21 protein-coding genes are annotated in these 15,275 nt (G+C 59.4%); 15 read left to right on the top strand and 6 right to left on the bottom strand.

Going from position 1 to position 15,275, the window contains the following annotated elements; genetic code table 11:
* Nucleotides 1-4 precede the first annotated feature (4 nt).
* From minE to ASD07_RS06945, 5 genes are all read right to left on the bottom strand, one after another.
* Complete coding sequence (gene minE, locus ASD07_RS06965; protein ID WP_055927094.1) at nucleotides 5-256, bottom strand: cell division topological specificity factor MinE; 252 nt, start codon at nucleotides 254-256, stop codon at nucleotides 5-7.
* On the bottom strand, nucleotides 256-1,071 hold the full coding sequence (gene minD / locus ASD07_RS06960) for a septum site-determining protein MinD (protein ID WP_055927089.1): 816 nt from the start codon (nucleotides 1,069-1,071) through the stop codon (nucleotides 256-258). The genes minE and minD overlap by 1 nt, the downstream gene beginning before the upstream one ends.
* Nucleotides 1,072-1,092: 21 nt before the next feature.
* Nucleotides 1,093-1,857 (bottom strand): septum site-determining protein MinC, encoded by a 765-nt coding sequence (gene minC / locus ASD07_RS06955; protein WP_055927086.1) that lies wholly within the window; start codon nucleotides 1,855-1,857, stop codon nucleotides 1,093-1,095.
* Nucleotides 1,858-1,939: 82 nt separating this feature from the next.
* Nucleotides 1,940-2,305 carry a PIN domain nuclease gene (locus tag ASD07_RS06950; RefSeq protein ID WP_229207081.1) on the bottom strand — a complete coding sequence of 122 codons (366 nt, stop codon included), beginning with the start codon at nucleotides 2,303-2,305 and terminating at the stop codon, nucleotides 1,940-1,942.
* A 19-nt stretch (nucleotides 2,306-2,324) separates the two neighbouring features.
* On the bottom strand, nucleotides 2,325-2,519 hold the full coding sequence (locus tag ASD07_RS06945; RefSeq protein ID WP_055927083.1) for a type II toxin-antitoxin system VapB family antitoxin: 195 nt from the start codon (nucleotides 2,517-2,519) through the stop codon (nucleotides 2,325-2,327).
* Between the two features lie 114 nt (nucleotides 2,520-2,633).
* Here ASD07_RS06945 and ASD07_RS06940 point away from each other — a divergent pair, with 114 nt between their 5' ends.
* Genes ASD07_RS06940 through ASD07_RS06930 form a run of 3 tightly spaced genes read left to right on the top strand, consistent with a single transcriptional unit; the run spans nucleotide 2,634 to nucleotide 3,840 of the window.
* On the top strand, nucleotides 2,634-3,020 hold the full coding sequence (locus ASD07_RS06940; protein ID WP_055927080.1) for a RidA family protein: 387 nt from the start codon (nucleotides 2,634-2,636) through the stop codon (nucleotides 3,018-3,020).
* A gap of 2 nt (nucleotides 3,021-3,022) precedes the next feature.
* Nucleotides 3,023-3,352, top strand: coding sequence for a hypothetical protein (locus ASD07_RS31365; RefSeq protein ID WP_200953772.1), 330 nt, complete (start codon nucleotides 3,023-3,025; stop codon nucleotides 3,350-3,352).
* Nucleotides 3,352-3,840, top strand: a complete 489-nt coding sequence (locus tag ASD07_RS06930) for a GNAT family N-acetyltransferase (protein ID WP_055927077.1) — start codon at nucleotides 3,352-3,354, stop codon at nucleotides 3,838-3,840. Before ASD07_RS31365 ends, ASD07_RS06930 begins: the two co-directional genes overlap by 1 nt.
* On the opposite strand, the gene metE is transcribed toward ASD07_RS06930, so the two are convergent.
* Nucleotides 3,830-6,157 (bottom strand): 5-methyltetrahydropteroyltriglutamate--homocysteine S-methyltransferase, encoded by a 2,328-nt coding sequence (metE, locus tag ASD07_RS06925; protein WP_055927074.1) that lies wholly within the window; start codon nucleotides 6,155-6,157, stop codon nucleotides 3,830-3,832. The genes ASD07_RS06930 and metE overlap by 11 nt on opposite strands.
* 101 nt (nucleotides 6,158-6,258) lie before the next feature.
* Here metE and ASD07_RS06920 point away from each other — a divergent pair, with 101 nt between their 5' ends.
* From ASD07_RS06920 to ASD07_RS06865, 12 genes are all read left to right on the top strand, one after another.
* On the top strand, nucleotides 6,259-7,167 hold the full coding sequence (locus tag ASD07_RS06920; RefSeq protein ID WP_055927071.1) for a LysR family transcriptional regulator: 909 nt from the start codon (nucleotides 6,259-6,261) through the stop codon (nucleotides 7,165-7,167).
* Nucleotides 7,168-7,293: 126 nt separating this feature from the next.
* Nucleotides 7,294-7,566 (top strand): hypothetical protein, encoded by a 273-nt coding sequence (locus ASD07_RS06915; RefSeq protein WP_156397911.1) that lies wholly within the window; start codon nucleotides 7,294-7,296, stop codon nucleotides 7,564-7,566.
* A gap of 75 nt (nucleotides 7,567-7,641) precedes the next feature.
* Entirely contained in the window at nucleotides 7,642-8,820 is a 1,179-nt protein-coding gene (locus ASD07_RS06910; protein WP_055927065.1) for an acetyl-CoA C-acetyltransferase, read from the top strand.
* Nucleotides 8,821-8,853: 33 nt separating this feature from the next.
* On the top strand, nucleotides 8,854-9,594 hold the full coding sequence (phbB, locus tag ASD07_RS06905; RefSeq protein ID WP_055927061.1) for an acetoacetyl-CoA reductase: 741 nt from the start codon (nucleotides 8,854-8,856) through the stop codon (nucleotides 9,592-9,594).
* 77 nt (nucleotides 9,595-9,671) lie between these two features.
* On the top strand, nucleotides 9,672-10,010 hold the full coding sequence (locus ASD07_RS06900) for a hypothetical protein (RefSeq protein WP_055927058.1): 339 nt from the start codon (nucleotides 9,672-9,674) through the stop codon (nucleotides 10,008-10,010).
* A gap of 79 nt (nucleotides 10,011-10,089) precedes the next feature.
* On the top strand, nucleotides 10,090-10,470 hold the full coding sequence (locus ASD07_RS06895; RefSeq protein WP_162246541.1) for a DUF1761 domain-containing protein: 381 nt from the start codon (nucleotides 10,090-10,092) through the stop codon (nucleotides 10,468-10,470).
* Nucleotides 10,470-11,060 carry a hypothetical protein gene (locus ASD07_RS06890; RefSeq protein WP_055927052.1) on the top strand — a complete coding sequence of 197 codons (591 nt, stop codon included), beginning with the start codon at nucleotides 10,470-10,472 and terminating at the stop codon, nucleotides 11,058-11,060. Before ASD07_RS06895 ends, ASD07_RS06890 begins: the two co-directional genes overlap by 1 nt.
* 203 nt (nucleotides 11,061-11,263) lie before the next feature.
* A complete protein-coding gene (locus ASD07_RS06885; RefSeq protein ID WP_156397910.1) occupies nucleotides 11,264-11,728 on the top strand; it encodes a hypothetical protein in 465 nt (154 codons plus the stop codon).
* 95 nt (nucleotides 11,729-11,823) lie between these two features.
* Nucleotides 11,824-12,477 (top strand): glutathione S-transferase family protein, encoded by a 654-nt coding sequence (locus ASD07_RS06880; RefSeq protein WP_055927042.1) that lies wholly within the window; start codon nucleotides 11,824-11,826, stop codon nucleotides 12,475-12,477.
* Nucleotides 12,478-12,511: 34 nt separating this feature from the next.
* Nucleotides 12,512-13,804, top strand: a complete 1,293-nt coding sequence (locus tag ASD07_RS06875; protein ID WP_055927039.1) for an amino acid deaminase — start codon at nucleotides 12,512-12,514, stop codon at nucleotides 13,802-13,804.
* Between the two features lie 37 nt (nucleotides 13,805-13,841).
* On the top strand, nucleotides 13,842-14,801 hold the full coding sequence (pip, locus tag ASD07_RS06870; RefSeq protein ID WP_055927037.1) for a prolyl aminopeptidase: 960 nt from the start codon (nucleotides 13,842-13,844) through the stop codon (nucleotides 14,799-14,801).
* Nucleotides 14,801-15,253, top strand: coding sequence for a DUF2721 domain-containing protein (locus tag ASD07_RS06865; RefSeq protein WP_055927034.1), 453 nt, complete (start codon nucleotides 14,801-14,803; stop codon nucleotides 15,251-15,253). The genes pip and ASD07_RS06865 overlap by 1 nt, the downstream gene beginning before the upstream one ends.
* Nucleotides 15,254-15,275 lie beyond the last annotated feature (22 nt).

Raw genomic sequence — 15,275 nt, 5'->3', positions numbered from 1 at the left:
GCGTTCAGGCGTCCGGCAGGACCACGTTCACATCAAGAACTTCCAGGTTGCCCTGGCGATCCAGCGAGATCTTGATATCGTCGGCCGACACCTTGGTGTACTTCGAAATCACGTCGACCAGCTCTTTGTGCAGCGCCGGCATGAAGTCCGGACCGGCGCGGCCGTTGCGCTCGCGAGCGATGATGATCTGCAAGCGCTCCTTCGCCGCACTGGCCGTTTTCGGCTTGTTCTGGAACAGGAAAGAAAGCAGGGCCATTATTTAGCTCCAAAGATACGCTTCAGGAAACCAGGCTTTTCATAGTCGGTAAACTTCAGCTCAACTTCTTCGCCCAGGAAGCGCGCCACCACGTCGGTGTAGGCTTCGGCCACATCGGTTCCCTTGAAGTGGATTGCCGGGTTACCCTGGTTGGAAGCATGCAGTACCTGCTCCGACTCAGGGATGATGCCGATCAAAGGAATGCGCAGGATTTCTTGCACGTCTTCAAATGACAGCATCTCGCCCGCTTCTACGCGCTTCGGCGAGTAACGGGTGATCAACAGGTGTTCCTTGACTGGTTCGCCGCCGGACAGTGCGCGGCGCGACTTGGCCTGGATGATGCCCAGGATGCGGTCGGAGTCACGCACCGACGACACTTCCGGGTTGGTCACGATCAGGGCTTCGTCGGCGAAGGTCAGCGCCATCAGGGCGCCGTGTTCGATACCGGCGGGCGAGTCGCAGATGATGTACTCGAAGTCCATCTTGATCAGCTCAGCCAGCACGCCTTCCACGCCGTCTTCCGTCAGGGCATCCTTGTCGCGGGTCTGGGACGCCGGCAGGATGTACAGGTTCTCGCAGTGCTTGTCCTTGATCAGGGCCTGGTTCAGGGTCGCTTCTTTATGCACCACGTTGATCAGGTCATACACAACGCGTCGTTCGCAACCCATGATCAGGTCCAGGTTGCGCAGGCCGACGTCAAAATCGATGACGACGGTTTTGTGGCCGCGCATGGCGAGGCCGGTGGAGAAGCTGGCGCTGGAAGTCGTTTTGCCGACACCGCCCTTGCCGGACGTAACTACAATAATTCGTGCCACAAAGAATCCTTTACTGAACTGTTATTTTGCGGAATTGACAGATTGTATATCCAGACTTTCGCCGTTTAGTCGGATTTGTACCGGCTTGCGTGCGTTTTCGGTCGGGAAACCATCTTCAAAAGTACGATAAACACCTGCGATCGAGACCAGCTCAGGGCTCATCGACATAGCGAAAATACGGGCCGAAGCGTCGCCGGAGGCGCCTGCCAGGGCACGGCCGTTCAAAGTGTTGTAAACGTGAATACTGCCATCCGCGATGATCTCGGCGCCGTTGTTGACGACGGCCATCACGATCAGGTCGCCGCCGCGCGCATAGATGCGCTGGCCGGCCCGGACCGGGGTGTCGATGATCATGGTACCGCTGAAAGCTGGTGCCGCCGGCGCCGCCGTTTTGGCAGGACCCGGGACCGGCACAGGGGCCGGAGCTGGCGCTGGTTTCGGGGCAGGGGGCGGCGTTTCTTCGCGCTTGCCGCTGTCCAGTTGCAGGCCGTGTTGCTGGATTTCTTCCACCATGTCCGGCTTGGCGTTGCGCACAGCCACCGGATTCAGGCGGTATTTTTTCAGGAGGGCGATGGTTGCCGCCCAGTCAATGCGTTCGCAGCCCGGCGCCAGGTCACCGATGTCGATGACGGCCAGGTCCCCTTCGAAGAAATCGGAAACGCCGCCGGTCATCTCATGCATGGCGGCGTCGAGGGCGACGAGATCGCTCGTGTACATGATGGCGGACACGGCGACAACGGTGGAAATCTTGATTTCGATAGGCTTCTGGAACGTACTCTTAGGCATGACAATCGCAAAGTAACGGGCTGGGCCCAGGCTGGGTGCATTGTACTTTGCTTAAGCTTGCTTGGGGAGGGGAGCCTAGTGTTTATGCGGCTTGCAGGCCCAAATGGTCGACGAACGGTGCGAAATCCCGGTCGCTGTAGAGCAATGCATAGTGCGATTCAATGCAGCGTGTAGCGATCAATGTGTCGATGGTTTTCCGGACTGTGACGCCAAGTGATCGCAATCTGCGAAAATTCGTGGCCGCCTGGATTGCAATCTCGACACCGCCGATATCGATTAATTCCAGGGTCAAGAGCAACTTTCTCGCTTGATTGAAGTCGCGCTGGCGCCGGAATCCCTGCAGCACTTCAGCCAGAATCAGGTCGCCAGTCGCGATGGGTTCATGTCCAAGCAGCCGATCAAGACGCTCGAATTGGGCGTCGCGTCGCCGCGGAAATAGTCGATCCAAACGCTGGAATCAACCAGGATCATTTATCGATCCTCATTGCGTCGAGATCACCCTCCCACGGCAACTTGCCTTTGAAACGTCGGATCTCCTCCTGTTGCTTTAGGCGCAACAGTGTTCGAAGGCCCATTTCGACTGCTTCGCGCTTGGTAGCCACGCCAGTTAGTCGCAATGCGTCATTCATCAATTCGTCATCTATCTCGATGTTAGTGCGCATGGTGTGTACTCACGGTTGGTCTTATACACATACTAGGCCCGCACTGTTTCCGGTGCAAATAAGAGATGGGACGCATGCTATTCTTTTCAAAATATTAATTTTTTATCTTTAGCTATGCCTAAAATATACGTTGAAACAAACCTTTTCCCGCCAATCGGCCCTTACAGCCATGCAGTCAAGGCCGGCGGGCAGGTTTTCATCTCGGGTTCACCCGGTGTTGATCCAGCAACGGGACAGCTTGCCGGGCCGGACGCCTATACCCAAACCAGGCAGACCCTGAGAAACATCGAGGCCATGCTGGCAGCCGCCAACGCAAGTCTGGACGACGTGGTGCACATCCAGGTCAACCTGGTGGACATTGCGGACTTTGCGGAAATGAACCGGGCTTATGCCGAGCAGTTTTCCGAGCCATATCCGGCCCGCACCGTCATCGGCGTTGCGGCGTTGCCCAAGCCGGGCGCGCGCCTGACGATAAATGCGATCGCGGTTTTGAAGGGCTGATCATGGATAACACGTCGCGCTTTGCCGCGCTGGCGGAAACCTTTGCAGTCGTGCCCAGTGTCGACTTTGGGCAAGGTGTCAAAAAAGGTTTCGGTTCTTCAGCGTTGAAGGTCAATGGGAAGATCTTTGCCATGGTATCGGCGGCCGATGAATTCGTGGTCAAACTGCCGCGCGGGCGGGTCGAAGAGCTCGAGGCCTTGGGCATCGGCCATCAGTTCGACCCAGGCCACGGGCGATTGATGAAGGAGTGGCTGGCGCTTCACCCAAACTCGACCGGTCAATGGCGAGACCTGGCACATGAGGCGCTGCACTTTGTTGGTGGTGAAAAATAATGCTCGAGATCGAATTGGTACAGCTCACTCGCCAGGAATTACTTGGCTTGTCGGAGTCGAAGTCTGCCGACTATTTCGCTGAAACCCTGGAAGGGGCGCTTCCGCCACCGCACGTTGCGGCCCGCGCGCTCAAGCAGCTTGAGGCCGGCGTGCCGGACTTATGGTGCGTGCCATTCCTGATCATCGCGCGGCCAGAAGGCATGGTCCTTGGGGGATGCACATTCAAAGGGCCGCCTACTAATGGCGATGTTGAGATCGCTTACGGCGTCGCCAAGCCTGCGCGAGGCCGCGGGGTTGCGACTGCTGCCATCGGCCAGCTTCTGGCTTTGCCGGCAAAGGACTGTGGCGTGCGCCAGGTGGTTGCCGAAATCCTGCCATCCAACGCTGCCTCGTCAAAGGTCGTTTCCCGCCTGGGTTTCTCCGCGCAGGAAACAGTTGTCGACTCGGATGGCGAGGCCGTTGTCCGTTGGATCTACTCTATGCAGTAATCTCTGCGCGAAGTCTTTGGGCGGCGGCGACCATGTTTTTCAGCGCCGCCGACGTTTCTGGCCAGGCGCGGGTTTTCAGGCCGCAATCGGGATTGACCCAGAGTTGAGAGGACGGCACCACTTTCGCGGCCTTGCGCAGTAATGCGACCATCTCATCGCTGCCCGGTACGCGCGGCGAGTGGATGTCGTACACGCCGGGCCCAATCTCGTTCGGGTAGCGGAAGCTGGCGAAGCCGCCCAGCAGCTCCATCGCGGAGCGGCTTGACTCGATCGTGATCACATCGGCATCCAGCGCGGCAATCGCTGGCAGGATGTCGTTGAACTCGGCATAGCACATATGGGTGTGGATCTGCGTCGCATCATCGGCGACAGCGGCGCTGATGCGGAAGGCTTTGCTTGCCCATGCAAGGTAGGCATCCCAGCGGCTGCGGCGCAGCGGCAGGCCCTCGCGCAAGGCCGGCTCGTCGATCTGGATGATGGCAATGCCTGCGTTTTCCAGGTCGTGCACCTCATCGCGGATGGCGGCGGCGATTTGCTGCGCGGTGTCGGAGCGCGGCTGGTCGTCGCGCACGAAGGACCATTGCAGGATCGTGACCGGGCCGGTCAGCATGCCTTTCACTGGCCTGGCGGTCAGGCTCTGTGCATACGCGGCCCAATGCACGGTCATCGCTTGCGGGCGCTGGACATCGCCGAAAATGATTGGCGGCTTCACGCAGCGCGAGCCGTAGGATTGCACCCAACCGTTGGCCGTGAACGTGAATCCTTCCAACTGTTCGCCGAAGTATTCCACCATGTCGTTGCGCTCGGCTTCGCCATGTACCAGGACGTCCAGGCCAAGTTCTTCCTGCCGGCGGATGGCATGTTCGATTTCTTCGCGCATCGCCTGCTGGTAATCCTGCGGAGCCAGTTCTCCGCGCTTGAAGGCTGCGCGTGCGGTGCGGATCTGCTGCGTTTGCGGGAACGAGCCGATCGTCGTGGTTGGGAATGCCGGCAGCGCCAGGCGTTCGCGCTGCATCTGCTGGCGCTGTGCAAACGGCGAGTTGCGGCGCGAGCTCGCCGTGTCGGCGGCGAATGCCGCGATGCGTGCCGCGACTTCCGCTTTATGCACACGGGTACTCGAGCGGCGGCTGGCAAGCGCCGCGCGGGCTTCGGCAAACCCCCGTGCGACTTGGCCGGACACGCGTTCGTCCGCAGACAATGCGGCTTTGAGCAGTGCCAGCTCAGCCAGCTTTTCTTCCGCAAAGGCCAGCCATGGTCGAACTTCCTCGTCCAGCGTTGTCTCGGTCGCCAGACTGTACGGCACGTGCAGCAAGGAGCAGGACGTGGAAAGCCAGACCGGGCCGCTACGCTTGGCGATAACCGGCAGCAGCGTCGCGAGGCTGGCATCCATGTCGGCCCGCCAGATGTTGCGCCCATCGATGATGCCGATCGACAGCACCTTATGTGCCGGCAGCCAGTCGGCCACGCTGGTCAGCTCGCTGGCAGCGCGCACGGCGTCGACGTGCAGGCCGGCGACCGGCAGGCGGCAGGCCAGGCTGACATTCTCCTCAAGCGGCGAGAAGTAAGTGGCGACCATCAGTTGCGCACCGGCCTGGTTGAGGAGCCAGTAAGCCGGTTCAAAGGCGTTGCGCCAGGCGATCGGCAGGTCGAGGCCAAGGATAGGTTCGTCCAGTTGCACCCACTCGGCACCAGCGGCACGCAACTGCATCAGGAGCCGGCTGTACTGCGGCAGCAGGCGGTCGAGCAGGTCGAGGCGATTGAAACCGGTGGCCGCATCGCGTTCCTTGCCGAGCCAAAGGAAGGTCAGGGGACCGAGCAAAACAGCTTTGACCGGCTGGCCGGTGGCGTGCGCTTCTGCGACTTCATCCAGCAAGCGCTTGCCGTGCAACTCGAACTCGGTGGACTCGTTGAACTCAGGCACCAGGTAGTGGTAATTGGTGTCGAACCATTTGGTCATTTCCAGCGCTGCACCATTGTGGCCACAGCCGCATCCTTCATGTGCATCGTCGCCACGCGCCATGGCGAAATAGCGCGCCAGCGGCGATTCGCTGCCTTTAAAGCCAAAGCGTGCCGGCTCGCAGCCAAATAACTGGATGTGGTTTGCCACGTGGTCGTACAAGGCGAAATCGCCGACAGTCACGAAATCCAGCTCATGCTGGCGCTGGGTTGCCCAGTGCCGGGCACGGAGATTGCTGGCTGTGTCTTGCAGCGCGGATTCCGACAGTTCACCGCGCCAAAAGCGCTCCAAAGCGAACTTCAGTTCACGCGCTGCACCGATGCGTGGAAAGCCTGGGATATGAGTTTGAACTAGTTTCATTTTTGTCATGCTTAAGAAATATTGGTGAAGTACAGTTTGCGGCATGACGGCATATAATAAAAACGAAACTTTTTATGCATTAACTTGAAAACTTTTCATACATGCTCGAGATTCGTCACCTGCGCACGCTGTCTGCGCTTCGCTCCTCAGGTAGCCTGGTCAAGGCCGCACAACTGCTGAACCTGACGCAGTCGGCTTTGTCGCACCAGATCAAATTGCTGGAAGATCGCTACGGTACGCCGCTGTTTGAGCGTAAATCGATACCAATTGGATTCACGGCAACTGGCGAACGGCTGCTGAAACTGGCCGATACGCTGCTGCCGGAAGTGGAAAGGGCAGAGCGAGACGTGCTGCGCCTGTCGCAAGGCGATACCGGCCAACTGCGCGTGGCGCTTGAATGCCATACATGCTTCGATTGGCTGATGCCGGTGATGGACGCCTTCCGCACCCGCTGGCCGGAGGTGGAAATCGACCTGGTTTCCGGATTCCACAGTGAACCGGCAGACCTGCTGCGTAACGGACATGCCGACCTGGTGATCGGCTCCGACTACAGCGCCGAGTACTCCACCTTCCCGCTGTTCCGTTTCGAAATCCTGACCGTGATGGCGCAAAAGCACCGGCTCGCCGGTCAGCGCCGTTTGTCGGCCCAGGACTTTGAAGGCGAAACCCTGATCACCTACCCGGTGCCCGAAACACGCATCGACCTGATCCGCGAAGTGCTGCGTCCGGCCGGCGTCGAATTCCAGCGCCGCACCGCCGAACTCACGGTCGCGATACTGCAACTGGTTGCAAGCCGGCGCGGCGTCGCCGCCTTGCCGAACTGGGCCATCAAGAATTATGTCGACTACGACTACGTCATCGCGCGCCCGATCGGCGAGGCCGGTTTGTGGAGTGACCTGTTTGTTTCGGTGCCGCCCGCCTTGCAGCACAAGGCTTTCGTGGCCGACTTCGTCAACGTGATACGCGAGCAGTGCGCCGCTACGTTGGACGGTATCAAGTTATTGTCGTGACATCGCCAGGGGATTTATGCAAAATGAAAGCAGCCTTGATGTTTATCAAACGTTTGTCAGGAATCGCGCACTAACATGGGAAGTCTTGCGGTATCTCAGCCATCGAATAACTGAAGGAGCATGGGCATGTACGCGTTCAACGACGATTTTTCCCGCGCCGCACACGCGGCTTTTGACGTGCAACTCGCCAGCTTCGCCAGCATTTGTGATTGGCATCGTGAAACCGCACTGGCTTCTCTCGCTGCCATGACCGCAGCCTCCAACGAATTCCTGGCCATCCAGCATCCACAAGACCTGCTGCAAATGGCAACCGACCAGGGCAAGCACGCTATTAACCGTGCGCAAGCATATGGACGTGAGGCAACTGAAGTGGCTTTGAATAAGCCACTGTTCCGGTAGGCCATAGCTGGCCTCGCGCATGGCACTTAGCTAGAATGCATTGAAAGATTTTCATACCACTCCCGGAGAAGCAGAATGGATGACGTAGTAATTGTTGCAGCAGGCCGTACCGCAGTTGGCAAATTCGGCGGTTCCCTGGCCAAGACCCCGGCAGCAGAGCTGGGCGCCCACGTGATCAAGGGCCTGCTGGCCCAGACCGGCATCGACCCTAACCTGGTCAGCGAAGTTATCCTGGGCCAGGTATTGACCGCCGGCGTTGGCCAGAACCCGGCACGCCAGGCCGTGATCAAATCCGGCCTGCCAAGCGCCATCCCGGGCTACACCATCAACAAGGTTTGCGGCAGCGGCCTCAAGGCAACCCACCTGGCCGCGCAAGCGATCAAGTGCGGCGACGCCAACATCATCATTGCCGGCGGCCAGGAAAACATGAGCGCCTCGCCGCACGTGCTGAACGGTTCGCGCGACGGCTTCCGCATGGGCGAGGTCAAAATGACCGACACCATGATCGTCGACGGCCTGTGGGACGTGTACAACCAGTACCACATGGGCATCACCGCCGAGAACGTCGCGAAGAAATACGATATCTCGCGCAGCCAGCAAGATGAATTCGCGCTGCAGTCGCAGCTGAAAGCGGAAGCCGCGCAAAAAGCCGGCAAGTTCAAGGATGAAATCCTGCCGCTGGAAATCGTGCAGAAGAAGGGCAGCATCTTCTTCGACCAGGACGAATACGTGAAGCCAGGTTCGACCCTGGAAGCGCTGTCCGGCCTGCGTCCAGCCTTCGACAAGGCCGGCTCCGTCACCGCCGGCAATGCCTCCGGCATCAACGACGGCGCAGCGGCCGTGATGATGATGTCGGCCAGGCAGGCTAAGGAACTGGGCCTGACTCCGCTGGCACGCATCAAAGCCTACGCCTCGTCCGGACTGGACCCAGCCTATATGGGCATGGGCCCGGTCACCGCTTCGCAGCTGTGCCTGAAAAAAGCCGGCTGGTCGCCGCAAGACCTGGACCTGATGGAAATCAACGAAGCGTTCGCTGCGCAAGCCTGCGCGGTGAACAAGGAAATGGGCTGGGACACCAGCAAGATCAACGTCAACGGCGGCGCAATTGCAATTGGCCACCCGATCGGCGCTTCCGGCGCCCGCATCCTGGTGACCCTGTTGCATGAAATGGTCCGCCGTGACGCTAAGAAGGGCCTGGCCTCGCTGTGCATCGGCGGCGGCATGGGCGTAGCACTGGCAGTTGAGAGGGAATGAGCTTTCGTTTAGATAAAAATAGGGGAACATTAAATGGCACGAGTTGCATTGGTAACGGGCGGCATGGGTGGTCTGGGCGAAGCGATCTGCATCAAGATGGTCGCACTGGGCTACAAAGTGGTAACCACGTATTCCCCGAGTAACAAGACGCACGAGTCGTGGCTGGCCACGATGAAGGACCAGGGCTATAACTTCACCGCCTATCCTTGCGATGTGTCGGACTTTGATTCGGCGGCAACCTGCATCGCAGCAGTCGAGCGCGACATCGGCCCGGTTGATGTGCTGGTGAACAACGCCGGTATCACGCGCGACATGACCTTCAAGAAGATGGACAAGGTCAATTGGGACGCCGTGATGAAGACCAACCTGGACTCCGTGTTCAACATGACCAAGCCGGTAGCCGATGGCATGGTGGATCGCGGCTGGGGCCGTATCATCAACATCTCTTCGGTGAACGGCCAGAAGGGCGCTTTCGGCCAGACCAACTACTCCGCGGCCAAGGCCGGCGTGCACGGCTTCACCAAGGCGCTGGCGCTGGAAGTGGCGCGCAAGGGCGTCACCGTCAACACCATTTCGCCAGGCTACATCGGCACCAAGATGGTGATGGAGATCCCGAAAGACGTGCTGGATTCGAAGATCATCCCGCAAATCCCGATGGCCCGCCTGGGCAAGCCGGAAGAAGTGGCAGGCCTGGTGGCCTACCTGGCTTCCGACGAAGCAGCGTTCCTGACCGGTGCCAACATCGCCATTAACGGCGGCCAGCACATGTCCTGATCGCAGTAAAGAGCAACGCAACACCCAAACGCCGTCCGGCCCTCGTGCTGGCCGGCGTTTGTTCTTTTGGAGGCGCCATGAAGAAAATGCTGCCCTTGCTGCTGCTGGCAGCCTGCAGCCCCGATATCCCGCAGGACAAGCTGCTCGACATTCTGAACCAGCGCGCACCGCTGGTCGCGCACATCGGCCATGTCACCAAGGTCGACGTGCTGAGCACGGCGAAAGCTTCCGCCAATGGCCGCAGTTGCGAGGTGCGCCTGATGCACGTGACCGGCAAGAAGGGCTCGACCTACGTCAGCTTCCTGCGCCGCGAAGAACGGAATGGCACCGAATCCGCACTGACCTGGGCCGACGACCGCCAGGCTGCCAGCGGCAAGATGGGAGAAATGCTTTCGGAACATTGCAACAACAAGTGATTGACTGTTGCGACCCGGCTCACATATCGTTCTCTCTCAACAATAATTCGCTGGGGAGACGACGATGCATATGATGGGCATGAATATTTTTGCCGTGCTGCTGGCCGCAGTTTCGAGTTTCATGCTGGGCGGGCTGTGGTACTCGCCGGCTTTGTTCGGCAAGATGTGGAATGACGAGAACGGCGGCGTCAAGCCGGACTCCCACCCGGCCCATGTGTTCGGCGTGGCCTTCATTTTTTCCCTGCTGGCGGCCTTCGCCTTCGCGCGCTGGATCGGCCCGGCGCCGACGATGGACTATGCAATCAAGCATGCCTTGTTGGCCGGTTTCGGCATGGTGGCAGCGTGCTTTGGTATCAATTACCAGTTCGCCAACCGCAGCTTCAAGCTCTGGCTGATCGATGGCGGCTACCATACCGCGCAATTCCTGGTTTTCGGCCTCATCCTTGGCCTCTGGCACTGATGACCGGGCCTTACGAATGCAGACCGATCCCTCACAATCTGGATATTGTTTGTCCAGCGTGCCGGGGCCGCGCGGAATTTGAGTTCGCTGAAGTCGTCCGCATCAAGCTGAAAGCGGACGTGCAGTTCTTCCAGAAGAGCAGCATGTTCGATTACCAGCAGTTCCACGATTCATGCGGGCATTCGTGGCATGCAGCGATCTATTTCCAAGGTCTTCATGGACGCCCGCAACCGGTGATTCAAGAACTTCCGGAAGGTTATGCCGCGGGAGATTGGGACCACTCGAGGTATCTCAAAAATCGAAGCGGCTGGCCCGTCGGCTCAATCCGATGCGGATCTTGCCATATGCGCGGCAAACATGTGCTGAAGTGGCCGGCTGAAGCCTACTTTGCGATCTCGTATCGTAATCGTGTGCTTTGGGCCTTTCACCGGGAATCGGCAATCGATCTGATGCAGTACTTGCAGTCCAGGGAGCGAAGCCGGTCCCGCTATCGCTGGGGCTTTTTCCTGCTTTATGTACCGACCGTATTCAAAACGGGCAAAGCGCGAGAGTACGTCGTAAAGCAACTGGGCAAATTGCTGCTATATTGACAACTTCGAATATTTGTCATGCTTACGTTCATATGCGCCGTCGACTCTTAGCAGCGTTCCCTGTTCTCCTGCTTGCACTTTGCTCACGAGTTAATGCACAAGAGCGAACAGCCGATCCATTAGGATCTTTGTCGCAATGCATCAGCACTGACGGGTTTCGCTACCAGACCAAGGACCGACTCCCGGTGACAGCACGCTTTCGCATGATCAAATTGTCGAGCGGTCCGGTACATGTATCTACTGCCGACGGCTATCGGCTAATGATCTATCGAAAGAGCAGTTCGCCTTTAGTCAATCTGAAGATCGAACGTTCCGCCGAAGGACGGTTCGCCGAAGACCGTCGATCGATAATCGATCAAATGAAAGAAATTGCAGCCGGTACTAAACCCCCTGATCAAATAGATCTCGAAACAAGCACGCAAAAGGGCATCGAGCTGCTAGCGATAAACAACAGGGATACCGATAATGTCTCCGGCGTCATTAGTATGTACACACTGCTGGACGCGGCGAATGGCAATGTCGCGACTGTCTATTTGTTGAATCAGCGCCCGGAAGTTCGGGAATATGCCAGCAACGCGGAATATGCAGAATTACGCGACCGATTCATTGGCTTGCTCAGCGACTGTATGGCGCGCCCTGAACAGGATCGCTCGCCAAGCGGCAAATGACGGGGCCATGTCGATTTAGGCGCTATTCAATCGTCGTCACTCCTGAAGGGGCACCAAGAGTGCCTGGCTGAACCCGCAATCACCAGGAGAACATGATGACACACACCATTACTGCATTCGAACGTTCGCCCGACGGCGGCATGGGCCTCGCGCGCGATACGCGGGTTCGCTGGGCGTTTGAAGAAGTGGGGCAGCCGTACGAAGTGCGTCCCGTTTCGTTCGCCGCGATGAAGGAGCCGCCGCATTTGGCGCGGCATCCCTTCGGGCAGATTCCCACTTATGAGGATGGCGAGCTGGTGTTGTTCGAGTCAGGCGCGATTATTTTCCATATCGCTTCCCGCTATCCGGGCTTGCTGCCGGACGAAGCCAACGCGCGGGCCCGTGCGATAAGCTGGATTTTCGCCGCGCTCAACACTGTCGAGCCACCGATCCTGGAAATCGTCACTGCAAAATTCCAGGAGGGTGGCAAGCCTTGGACCAAGGAGCGCTTGCCTCTGATCGCGGATCGTATCCGTCAGCGACTGGGCCAACTCTCTGCTCGGCTGGGCGAGGCTGAATGGCTGGATGGCGAATTCAGTGCGGGCGACCTGGTGATGATCTCGGTGCTGCTTCGGGCTAGGCCATCAGGTATCCTGAACGAATTTCCGCGCCTGGCCGCTTATGTCGCACGCGGCGAAGCGCGGCCGGCTTACAAGCGGGCTTTTGCGGCGCAGTTGGCGTTTAATACTGCCGAGCCACCTGCTGGCTGACGGTGCTATTCTTTGAAGAGAGATTGGATCACTTATGTACGCGCTGCCCGAACTCGACGAACAAATCCTGCAGCCAGGCGTGAAAGGCCTGCCTATTGTGGAGCCGCTGCGCCAGCACATGGTCGGCGCACAACACTGGAACGTGCTGGCGGCGGATACGAGTTTTCCGCTGGCCGTGCTGAAGGCGTCGGCGCTGCAGCATAACCTGGCGTGGATGCGCAGCTTCTGTGAGCGCCACGGCGTGCTGCTCGCGCCGCATGGCAAGACCACCATGAGCCCGCAGCTCTTCGCGGCGCAGATCGATAACGGTGCCTGGGGCATCACGCTGGCCACCATTCCGCAAGTGCAGATTGCGGCGCGCTTTGGCGTGCGGCGCGTGATACTGGCCAATGAATTGGTGGCGCCGGCCGATATCCGCGCCGTACTGCATCTGATGCAGGAGGACCACTCTTTCGAATTCTTTGCGCTGGTCGATTCGCTGCAAGGTGTCGAGCGGCTGTCGCGCGCGGTGCAGGAATTTGGCCTGGAGCGGCCCTTGCCTTTGCTGGTGGAGTTGGGCATGAAGGGCAAGCGCGCCGGTTGCCGCGAGGCCGAGGAAGTCATGGCCGTGGCACGCGCCGTCGCTGCTGCGCCCGGCCTCCAGCTGGCTGGCATTGAAGGCTACGAAGGCCTGGTGGTCACCGATAACCGCGCGGCGGATGTGGAAGTCGTCAACGGCTTCCTGCAGCGCATGGCGGAAATGCTGAAGGCTGCCGCGACCGAAGGCTTGTTCGGTGGCGAGCAGGTGATCATCTCCGCCGGCGGTTCGGCCTACTTCGACCGCGTGGCGCACGAATTTGCCGGGCTGGCGGTGCAGGGCAAGAAAGTGCTGCCGATCCTGCGCAGCGGCTGCTACCTGACCAATGACCATGGCTACTACGGCGGTTTGACCAGTGAGCTGGCCAGCCGCGAAGGCAAGGCTGCTGGCGAGGGCCTGCGCCCGGCTCTGGAAATCTGGACCATGGTGTTGTCGCGCCCCGAGCCGAACCTGGCGATCCTGGCGCTGGGCAAGCGCGATGCGTCGCACGACCTGGGCCTGCCGCGCGCCATTGCCGCGCATCGGCCGGGCGCGCAAGCGCTGGTGCTGCCGGAAGGCGCCGTGATCGACAAGATGAACGACCAGCATGCCTACCTGCGCTGGCCGCAGGGCGCCAAGGCCGACCTGCAAGTGGGCGACCTGGTCGGCTGCGGCATCTCCCACCCCTGCACCACCTTCGATAAATGGCCCCTGATGCTGGTTGTGGATGACACGTACAACGTCCTGCAAGCCATCAATACCTTCTTCTGAGCGGTTACAATCTTGGCTTCACGCATAGAGGATAACCATGCCCGACGCCTTGCCACACTTGTTCCCGCCGATCCAGCCCCGCAATAGCGGCATGCTGGCTGTCGATGACATCCATACAATTTATTGGGAAGAAGTAGGCAACCCGAATGGTATCCCGGTGGTCTTCTTCCATGGCGGCCCAGGCGCGGGCATGTCGCCGCAGCACCGCCGTTTCTTCAATCCGGATCACTACCGCGTCATCCTGTTCGACCAGCGCGGCGCCGGTAAATCGACCCCGCTGGGCGAAGTGAGTAATAACACCACCCAGCTCCTGATCGAAGATATCGAGCGCCTGCGCATCCTGTTCGGCATCGACAAATGGCTGGTATTCGGCGGTTCCTGGGGCTCCACCCTGGCGCTGGCGTACGGCCAGGCCCACCCGGAGCGTTGCCTGGGCTTTGTCCTGCGCGGCATCTTCCTTTGCACGCAGAAGGAAATCGACTGGTTCCTGCAAGGTTCCGAATGGTTCCATCCCGAGGTGTACGACGAATTTGTCGCCCCTATCCCGGTGGAAGAACGCGGCAACCTGCTGCAAGCCTACGTCAAGCGCATCATGGATCCGAAGCCGGACGTACACTGGCCAGCCGTGCGCTCCTGGAGCAAGTTCGAAGGCCGCCGCGTCTTCCTGCTGCCACAGCCGGATGAGCCGCCATCGGACACCCTCGACCTGGGCGTTGGCCGCATGGAATCGCATTACATGGCCAACCTGGGCTTCTTCAGCGACGGCCAGCTGCTGTCCAACGTCTCGCGTATCGCCCAGCTGCCCGCCGTGATCGTGCAGGGCCGCTACGACGTGATCTGCCCGCCCGTCTCCGCCTGGCGCCTGCAGCAGGCCTGGGGCGCCAATGCGGTGATGAAAATGATTCCTGATGCAGGCCACGGCGCCATGGAGCAGGGCATCAGCCGTGCCCTGGTCAACGCTACCGAACAATTCCGCCAGCAAGGACGCTTCGCATAATGAATCTGCAGCTTGGCGACATCGCCCACATTATCCAGCTTGCGATTGCCCCGGTTTTCATGCTGTCCACCGTCTGCACCAATCTGTTGGTGCTGTTGAACCGCCTGGCGCGCATCATCGACCGCTCGCGCGTGCTGGAAGAGCGCCTGGACGTTGCTTATAACGATACGTATATGAACGAGCTGGACATCTTGTACCGCCGTTCGCACCTGATCAACGTTGCCATTGCGCTGAGCACCGCCTGCGGCCTGTTCGTCTGCCTGGTGGTGGCCCTGCTGTTCGTTGGCGATGCCACCAACGTCCCGCTGGACAAATACATCGCCGGCCTGTTCATCGCAGCGATGATCTGCCTGATCGGCAATTTCGGCTACCTGCTGCGCGAGATCTTCATCGCCTCGACATTCATGCGTGCCCACCGCCACGTGCGGCACATCGAAAGAAATCCAAACTAAGAATCATCATGCACGACTAAAA

This window comes from Duganella sp. Root336D2, assembly GCF_001425005.1.
In the GTDB taxonomy this organism is placed as follows: Bacteria; Pseudomonadota; Gammaproteobacteria; order Burkholderiales; family Burkholderiaceae_D; genus Rugamonas.
The sequence above is the reverse complement of the archived record's forward strand: the minus strand, read 5'-3'. Positions and strand labels throughout refer to the sequence as shown.

Excerpts from the sequence above, each read along its gene's own strand:
- minE (WP_055927094.1), bottom strand. The coding sequence starts at position 256 with ATGGCCCTGCTTTCTTTCCTGTTCCAGAACAAGCCGAAAACGGCCAGT.
- minC (WP_055927086.1), bottom strand. The coding sequence starts at position 1,857 with ATGCCTAAGAGTACGTTCCAGAAGCCTATCGAAATCAAGATTTCCACC.
- ASD07_RS06945 (WP_055927083.1), bottom strand. The coding sequence starts at position 2,519 with ATGCGCACTAACATCGAGATAGATGACGAATTGATGAATGACGCATTG.
- ASD07_RS06940 (WP_055927080.1), top strand. The coding sequence starts at position 2,634 with ATGCCTAAAATATACGTTGAAACAAACCTTTTCCCGCCAATCGGCCCT.
- ASD07_RS31365 (WP_200953772.1), top strand. The coding sequence starts at position 3,023 with ATGGATAACACGTCGCGCTTTGCCGCGCTGGCGGAAACCTTTGCAGTC.
- ASD07_RS06930 (WP_055927077.1), top strand. The coding sequence starts at position 3,352 with ATGCTCGAGATCGAATTGGTACAGCTCACTCGCCAGGAATTACTTGGC.
- metE (WP_055927074.1), bottom strand. The coding sequence starts at position 6,157 with ATGAAACTAGTTCAAACTCATATCCCAGGCTTTCCACGCATCGGTGCA.
- ASD07_RS06920 (WP_055927071.1), top strand. The coding sequence starts at position 6,259 with ATGCTCGAGATTCGTCACCTGCGCACGCTGTCTGCGCTTCGCTCCTCA.
- ASD07_RS06915 (WP_156397911.1), top strand. The coding sequence starts at position 7,294 with ATGTACGCGTTCAACGACGATTTTTCCCGCGCCGCACACGCGGCTTTT.
- ASD07_RS06910 (WP_055927065.1), top strand. The coding sequence starts at position 7,642 with ATGGATGACGTAGTAATTGTTGCAGCAGGCCGTACCGCAGTTGGCAAA.
- phbB (WP_055927061.1), top strand. The coding sequence starts at position 8,854 with ATGGCACGAGTTGCATTGGTAACGGGCGGCATGGGTGGTCTGGGCGAA.
- ASD07_RS06900 (WP_055927058.1), top strand. The coding sequence starts at position 9,672 with ATGAAGAAAATGCTGCCCTTGCTGCTGCTGGCAGCCTGCAGCCCCGAT.
- ASD07_RS06895 (WP_162246541.1), top strand. The coding sequence starts at position 10,090 with ATGAATATTTTTGCCGTGCTGCTGGCCGCAGTTTCGAGTTTCATGCTG.
- ASD07_RS06890 (WP_055927052.1), top strand. The coding sequence starts at position 10,470 with ATGACCGGGCCTTACGAATGCAGACCGATCCCTCACAATCTGGATATT.
- ASD07_RS06885 (WP_156397910.1), top strand. The coding sequence starts at position 11,264 with ATGATCAAATTGTCGAGCGGTCCGGTACATGTATCTACTGCCGACGGC.
- ASD07_RS06880 (WP_055927042.1), top strand. The coding sequence starts at position 11,824 with ATGACACACACCATTACTGCATTCGAACGTTCGCCCGACGGCGGCATG.
- ASD07_RS06875 (WP_055927039.1), top strand. The coding sequence starts at position 12,512 with ATGTACGCGCTGCCCGAACTCGACGAACAAATCCTGCAGCCAGGCGTG.
- pip (WP_055927037.1), top strand. The coding sequence starts at position 13,842 with ATGCCCGACGCCTTGCCACACTTGTTCCCGCCGATCCAGCCCCGCAAT.
- ASD07_RS06865 (WP_055927034.1), top strand. The coding sequence starts at position 14,801 with ATGAATCTGCAGCTTGGCGACATCGCCCACATTATCCAGCTTGCGATT.